This is a genomic window from Nitrospirota bacterium, from assembly GCA_016214385.1.
GTDB lineage: Bacteria > Nitrospirota > Thermodesulfovibrionia > UBA6902 > JACROP01 > JACROP01.
The window spans coordinates 1-5,629 of record JACROP010000020.1 but is presented as its reverse complement, the minus strand read 5'-3'; the positions used below and the strand labels follow the sequence as shown (position 1 = coordinate 5,629).

Below are 5,629 nucleotides of genomic sequence, written 5' to 3'. Positions count from 1 at the left end.
AGGGCAAAGGGCGCTGAGGCTCTTTGCCCGTATCTTGCCTGTGTTCCTTCTCCTTTCCTGCTCGAAAGCAAAAGAGGAAAAGGCTCCACAGGCAGGGCCTCAAAAGACATCCCTTTACAAAATTGAACTACTCCCCGTAGGCGCAACAAAAAATGATACCATTTCTGTGAAAGTAAAGGGTGTAAGCCCTTCTGACCTCAGGTATCAGTGGATTGTGAATGGTAGGGAAATAGAGGACGCCAGAGAGGCTTCCTTCAAATATCCTGAGCTTAAAAAGAATGACACAGTTGAGGTAAAGGTATCAATTAAAGGCACTGAATACATCTCTGACCCTATAATCATTGCCAATATCTACCCTGAAATCAAATCAGCCAAGCTTTTACCACAGAATCCAAAGAAAGGCGCTGAATTAAGAGTTGAAGCCATTACCGAAGACAGGGACGGCGACCCTGTAACTCTTACTTATGAGTGGTTTATAAATGGAGAGGCTATGCTCGGAGAAACATCTGATACGCTGAAGGCTGAATTTAAAAGGGGAGATAAGGTATCAGTGAGAGTAGCCTCCTTTGACGGGCAGCATCAGGGGCAGGCAATGACTTTATCCAGCGTTATTGCCAACTCGCCGCCAAAGGTCTCTCCAGATGTTGACACTAAAATTGAGGGCGATATTTGCACAGCAAAGATAAAAGCCACTGATCCGGATGGAGATGCCCTTACCTACTCTATTAAAGAGGGGCCGCAGGGCATGACAATAGACCAGAGCGGTATTATTACATGGAAGGTCAGGCCAGAAGAAATCGGAGAGAACAATATAACAGTATCAGTGAAAGACGGCAGTGGCGGCGAGACCGTAGTACCTCTTACCATTAAACTCGGCCTATAAATATCCCTCCTACCCCGCTATTTTCGTGATATAATAAAAAAATCCTATCATTAAGGAGGTCTTAAGGTGCCACAACTAAATATAAAGATAAAAGATAGGGAAATAATTTCACTGGTAGAGCAGTTACCAAAAAAAAAGAAGCAGGTATTGCTTAAAAAGCTGATAATTGAGGATATGCCAGGCCTTAAAGAAATTTCCGATATCGGAAGAAGAAGGTTTATAGCGTTTTGTAAGAGTAAGGGGATAGACCTAACCCTTTTATCGGAAGAAGACAAAGAAAAATTGATAGACAAGGTCTTACACGAGGCGAATTGATTAAGGTAGTTTATGATACCAATATCTTCATATCAGGACTTTTATGGAAAGGATTGCCATATAAATGTTTATTGCTTGCTAAAGCGAAAGCGGTTGAGCTTTTCTTGTGCGAGAAGATAATCTTCGAACTGTCCTCCAAGTTAAAAAACAGGTTTGATTTTACAGACATCGAAGTGGAGAAGACTATAAAAGAGATAAAATCTTTTTCTAAGAATATAAAAATAGAAGGTAATCTAAGGGTTGTCAAGGAAGACAGCGATGATGATAAATTTATAGAATGTGCCTGTAATGCTAATGCTGACTGTATCGTGTCAGGTGACAGGCATCTACTTAATCTGAAATCATATAACGGGATAGAAATACTTAATGCAAGGGATTTTCTGATAAAGATAAGAGGGACTTGAAGGAGTATTTATTCATGCTTAGTTTGTCATTTCTGCGAAAGCAGGAATCCAGAATCTCTTGAATTTACAAGACTCTGGATTCCCGCTAAAAACATGCGGGAATGACACTTATGGTTATTTTAGAGTTTTTCAACAGCCTGTTGTAACTTGAACCCGAATATTTTGTATTTCATAAAAGTATCGTCTCAATAACAATGTCATTGTCTGGATTTGTAGAGGACCATCCCCAGTCTCCCGAATATCAAACTTAAGGGTTCAATTTGCAAAATTGAACCCGCAGGGAGCGGGGCAGGAATCCAGAACTTATTGAATTTACAAACACTGGATTCCCGCTAAACTTGTCCCCGAATGCCTCTATCGGGGAAGCATGCGGGAATGACACTTACCCTCCCGGCGGGTTCAAGTTTGTAACTTGAACCGAATATCTATTCGTGTTCATAATATGTCGCCGATGCAGTCTCGGTCTCCCAGACCATTACTGCTGAAACCTCGAGATTATCATAATTTATCTTTTTTCTGATTGACTCATAGAGCCACTTAGCGATGTTCTCAGAAGATGGATTAATTTCAGTAAAAGGAAAAAGCTCATTTAAAAACGAATGTTCTAAAGGCATCAGGATTTCATTTGTTATTCTTTTTAGCTCATGGAAATCTATGGCTATCCCTATTTCATTGAGACTCTCTGCTGTTACAAAGACCTGCACCTTCCAGTTATGGCCATGTAGCTTCTCGCATTTGCCCATATATCCCCTGAGCTGATGCGCTGCCGAAAAGCTGGTCTCTATCATAAGTTCATACATATTAACCTCTTTAAGTCTTTCAACATTCTTATAGATAATATAACCACAGAGTTCACAGAGAACACAGAGTTATAAAGAAAATCTCTTAATTCCATCAACGAGTTTGGTCTCACCAAAGTTGATTAACAATGCACGTTTAAGTCCTGTGCTTTTGAGATACGATAATACCTGAGCAGTAAAAACATTTTCTAATTTACGTGCTGATTTTATCTCAACTACAACCTCTCCATCCACTATCAGGTCAAGTCTTTGACCCTTGATAACTGTATTCTTGTAAAAAATATCGACTTCTTTTTGCCGTTCATATGAAATACCTCTGAGCGATAACTCATAACAAATCGCTTCTTCATATATTGATTCAAGCAAACCTGGTCCCAAGATACGATGAACCTCTATTGCTGATGCTATGATTTGTTCCGTTAATTTATCTGACATATTTATCTCTGTGCTCTCTGTGTCCTCTGTGGCTATAATTATTATTCGTTGTTCACTTGTTTCTCACTGCCACATGATAGCTTCAAATTCTGGCCCTGGAACTTCTAAGGATATGAACCCTCTCCATGGCCACTTCTCAATCTCATCCCCATTCTTTAGTAAAGATAGAGAAAAACCTATTTCATCTCCCTGCTTGACGCCGAGTTCAGAGAATGGCACTGTAACCTCTAAAATGTCTTTTATTGCAACATTTTCTATGGCTTTATAAAATTGCCACTCGCTATTCACCCTCTTATAAATCTTCGCCTCTATCTGTCCTCTGTCAATATCAAGTTTCAAATGAGGAGGTTTTATAAACTGGAAGGAAAGGGTCATGCCATTGAAGATTTCTGAAAGTGGTTTTTTTGCATCCGCCCTTAAATAGAGGTTATTTGTATCAAATCCATAGTATATGCGGGTCATAAGGCTTTCAGCCCTGTGCATGGTGCCACCCATCCGCGATACCTCAAGATAAGCTGCCTGATACCATTCATAATAACTCGTAATTTCTCCATCTATCTGAGGGGTAATAAAACCTCTAATGGCTGTTGTTGGTTTAATGCTCCTGTCTTCTTTGAGGATTGGGATAAGTAGCTTCGGGGGCACATCCTTCCCCATGACATTGTAAACCTTTGTTAGGTTGGCCCTGAAAAGTTCATCAAATTCTGCCTGTGTCTCTGTTGTATGTTCATCGCCATACCACCAGCACCAGTCGCTGCCTTCGGCTATATAAAGCGACTTCCATGCACCTTCTAAGTTAGCATCAGGGTTCAATCTGGAAAATATTGACAGCTCTTCCCTTGTCTCAGTGAGCATGTCCCATGCAAGATTGTCTTCTTCATGTCCTATCCAGATGCTGAAATTACTGCTAATCCATGAGCCAGGGAAAAGATTCTCAATTCTTGCCTCAGGTGGATGTTCTTTAAGATACTCTGAAACAGTTACAGTCCTGATGCCGTCCTCTTTGCTCAATCTCTCATATAAATAACGAAGGAAATCCCTCCCGTCTTTTTGATAATGTTCCCATGCGTTTTCTCCATCGAGGATTATCGGGACAAGGAACGGTCTGCCCTTTGGAAGGGAGTACTTTATCCTGTAAAGCCTTTGAATAAGGTCGTCCGCTGCTTTTTTTGCATCCCACTTATAGTAAACAAAACCTATAAGGTCAGAGATTTCGTGGTCTCTGAATATTATTGACAGGCCATCTCCCACAATGTAAGGCTGGTAAAGGGCTCCCGGCTCCTTCACCGCTCCTCCAGAATCCCTGAGGGAGGTGCCCATTGACCTCTATAAAATACCCTCATCAGTTGCAATCCACTCAATTCCTGATTCTTTAAAAGCATTAATAATCTCAGCGCTCACAGAGCCTTCAGACGGCCACATGCCCTCCGGTCTGGAACCAAAAAGTTTTTCATGGTAGTCCATAGCCATCTTTATCTGTTTTAAGGCATCATCCCCGGATGAAAACCTGAGCTGCGGAAGTTCAATGCCAGGAAGAGCAACCTTTGCAAGATTAGTATCATGGAGAAGCGGCAATATTGGATGATAGAACGGGGAGGTTGTTATCTCTATCTGTCCCTGTTCTTTTATTTTTTTGTATTCAGGTATAATCAATCCAAGTATTTCTTTTTGTTTATTTAGAAGAATTTTTTTCTCATCCTCTGTGTAATTCTTTCCCTTTTGAATAAGCCCTTTAACAAAAGGGTCCCTCTCCATAAAGATCCTGTCAAACCAGCAGAGATTAAAAAAGACCTGAAGGTCGAGAAAGTCCTGGGCCGAAAAATATTTTACAGCCCTCTCAAGCTCTCCTCTTGTAATGACTCTGCCTCTTTTTACGAGGAGCTCATAGTACCCTGGAAAGGGCTTTATCATATTGTCCCAGTTAGCCAGAAAAAAATTTGACAGAATAAAAATCTTATGCTCTAAGGTGAGCTCTTTTGAGGGTATACGGCTGACCTCTTGAAATATATCATCCGCCCTCCCCTCGACATAATCCAGCAACTGCTCGAGAAGCGATGGGACAAGATTAAAGGTCTGATGGATTAATGGAAAATCCTCCAGTATGGCTACCATGCCGTAATAATCTTTTGCACCATGAAGCCTCACCCACGGAAGGCGATAAACCCCTGTTATGGGGTCCTTGTAATACGGCTGGTGCATGTGCCAGAGGAAAGCAACATAGAGGGGACTGCTGTTCATCCTATGAGTCATTGACTATTTTCATCCCTAAAATAGAACGAATTAAGAGTACTAAAAAATTACATGGGCAGTTCTGGTGAAGAATTTTTATACGACACCTTATAAAAAAGAACTTTATGGAATTGATAAAAAACGTTGAGATTAGAAAGGTTAAAACAGAATGTAAATAATCTGTCGATTATAAAAATTATGCGGCAGAACTGCCCATGTCTATTTTTCGGTTTCATCCTCGTATTTGAAAATTATCTCTCCCTTTTTTGTAAGGCCTAATTCTCTCGCAAAGTTCTCTACAGCGTGGGGGTCTTTCTTAAGAATATCGACCTGTTTTTTAATTTCTTCATTTTCGTCCTGTACTTTTTTTGTCTCGGCCTGAAGGTCGGCTCTGGTTGATTTGAGTTTTAAATAGCGCACAAATCCCCTTTCGCCGAAAATCAGGCTAAAAGAGAGGTAAATAAATAACAATAAGCCGAAAGTGAAAAAAATAATTCGCCTTTTTTTCTTTTCAAGCTCGACCTGTTTTCTGAGTTTATTAGCGCCCATTTCTCTCTATATTA

General features: G+C 40.5%; 8 protein-coding genes. 3 read left to right on the top strand and 5 right to left on the bottom strand.

Features of this window, described 5'->3' with window-relative positions; all coding sequences use genetic code 11:
* The 3 genes from HZC12_01195 to HZC12_01185 all read left to right on the top strand — a co-directional run.
* Positions 1 to 883, top strand: an 883-nt coding sequence (locus HZC12_01195; protein ID MBI5025350.1) for an Ig-like domain-containing protein, incomplete at its 5' end; no start/stop codon positions are given.
* A 66-nt stretch (positions 884 to 949) separates the two neighbouring features.
* On the top strand, positions 950 to 1,198 hold the full coding sequence (locus HZC12_01190) for a hypothetical protein (protein ID MBI5025349.1): 249 nt from the start codon (positions 950 to 952) through the stop codon (positions 1,196 to 1,198).
* Positions 1,195 to 1,602, top strand: a complete 408-nt coding sequence (locus HZC12_01185; GenBank protein MBI5025348.1) for a putative toxin-antitoxin system toxin component, PIN family — start codon at positions 1,195 to 1,197, stop codon at positions 1,600 to 1,602. Before HZC12_01190 ends, HZC12_01185 begins: the two co-directional genes overlap by 4 nt.
* Before the next feature lie 425 nt (positions 1,603 to 2,027).
* Here the strand turns inward: HZC12_01185 and queD are convergent, their stop codons facing one another.
* The 5 genes from queD to HZC12_01160 all read right to left on the bottom strand — a co-directional run bounded on the left by queD (position 2,028) and on the right by HZC12_01160 (position 5,537).
* Positions 2,028 to 2,402, bottom strand: a complete 375-nt coding sequence (gene queD / locus HZC12_01180; GenBank protein MBI5025347.1) for a 6-carboxytetrahydropterin synthase QueD — start codon at positions 2,400 to 2,402, stop codon at positions 2,028 to 2,030.
* Positions 2,403 to 2,471: 69 nt separating this feature from the next.
* Positions 2,472 to 2,837, bottom strand: coding sequence for a GxxExxY protein (locus HZC12_01175; GenBank protein ID MBI5025346.1), 366 nt, complete (start codon positions 2,835 to 2,837; stop codon positions 2,472 to 2,474).
* 63 nt (positions 2,838 to 2,900) lie between these two features.
* Complete coding sequence (locus HZC12_01170) at positions 2,901 to 4,124, bottom strand: hypothetical protein (protein ID MBI5025345.1); 1,224 nt, start codon at positions 4,122 to 4,124, stop codon at positions 2,901 to 2,903.
* Positions 4,125 to 4,163: 39 nt separating this feature from the next.
* Positions 4,164 to 5,087, bottom strand: coding sequence for a hypothetical protein (locus HZC12_01165; GenBank protein ID MBI5025344.1), 924 nt, complete (start codon positions 5,085 to 5,087; stop codon positions 4,164 to 4,166).
* 198 nt (positions 5,088 to 5,285) lie between these two features.
* Positions 5,286 to 5,537 carry a septum formation initiator family protein gene (locus tag HZC12_01160; protein ID MBI5025343.1) on the bottom strand — a complete coding sequence of 84 codons (252 nt, stop codon included), beginning with the start codon at positions 5,535 to 5,537 and terminating at the stop codon, positions 5,286 to 5,288.
* Positions 5,538 to 5,629 lie beyond the last annotated feature (92 nt).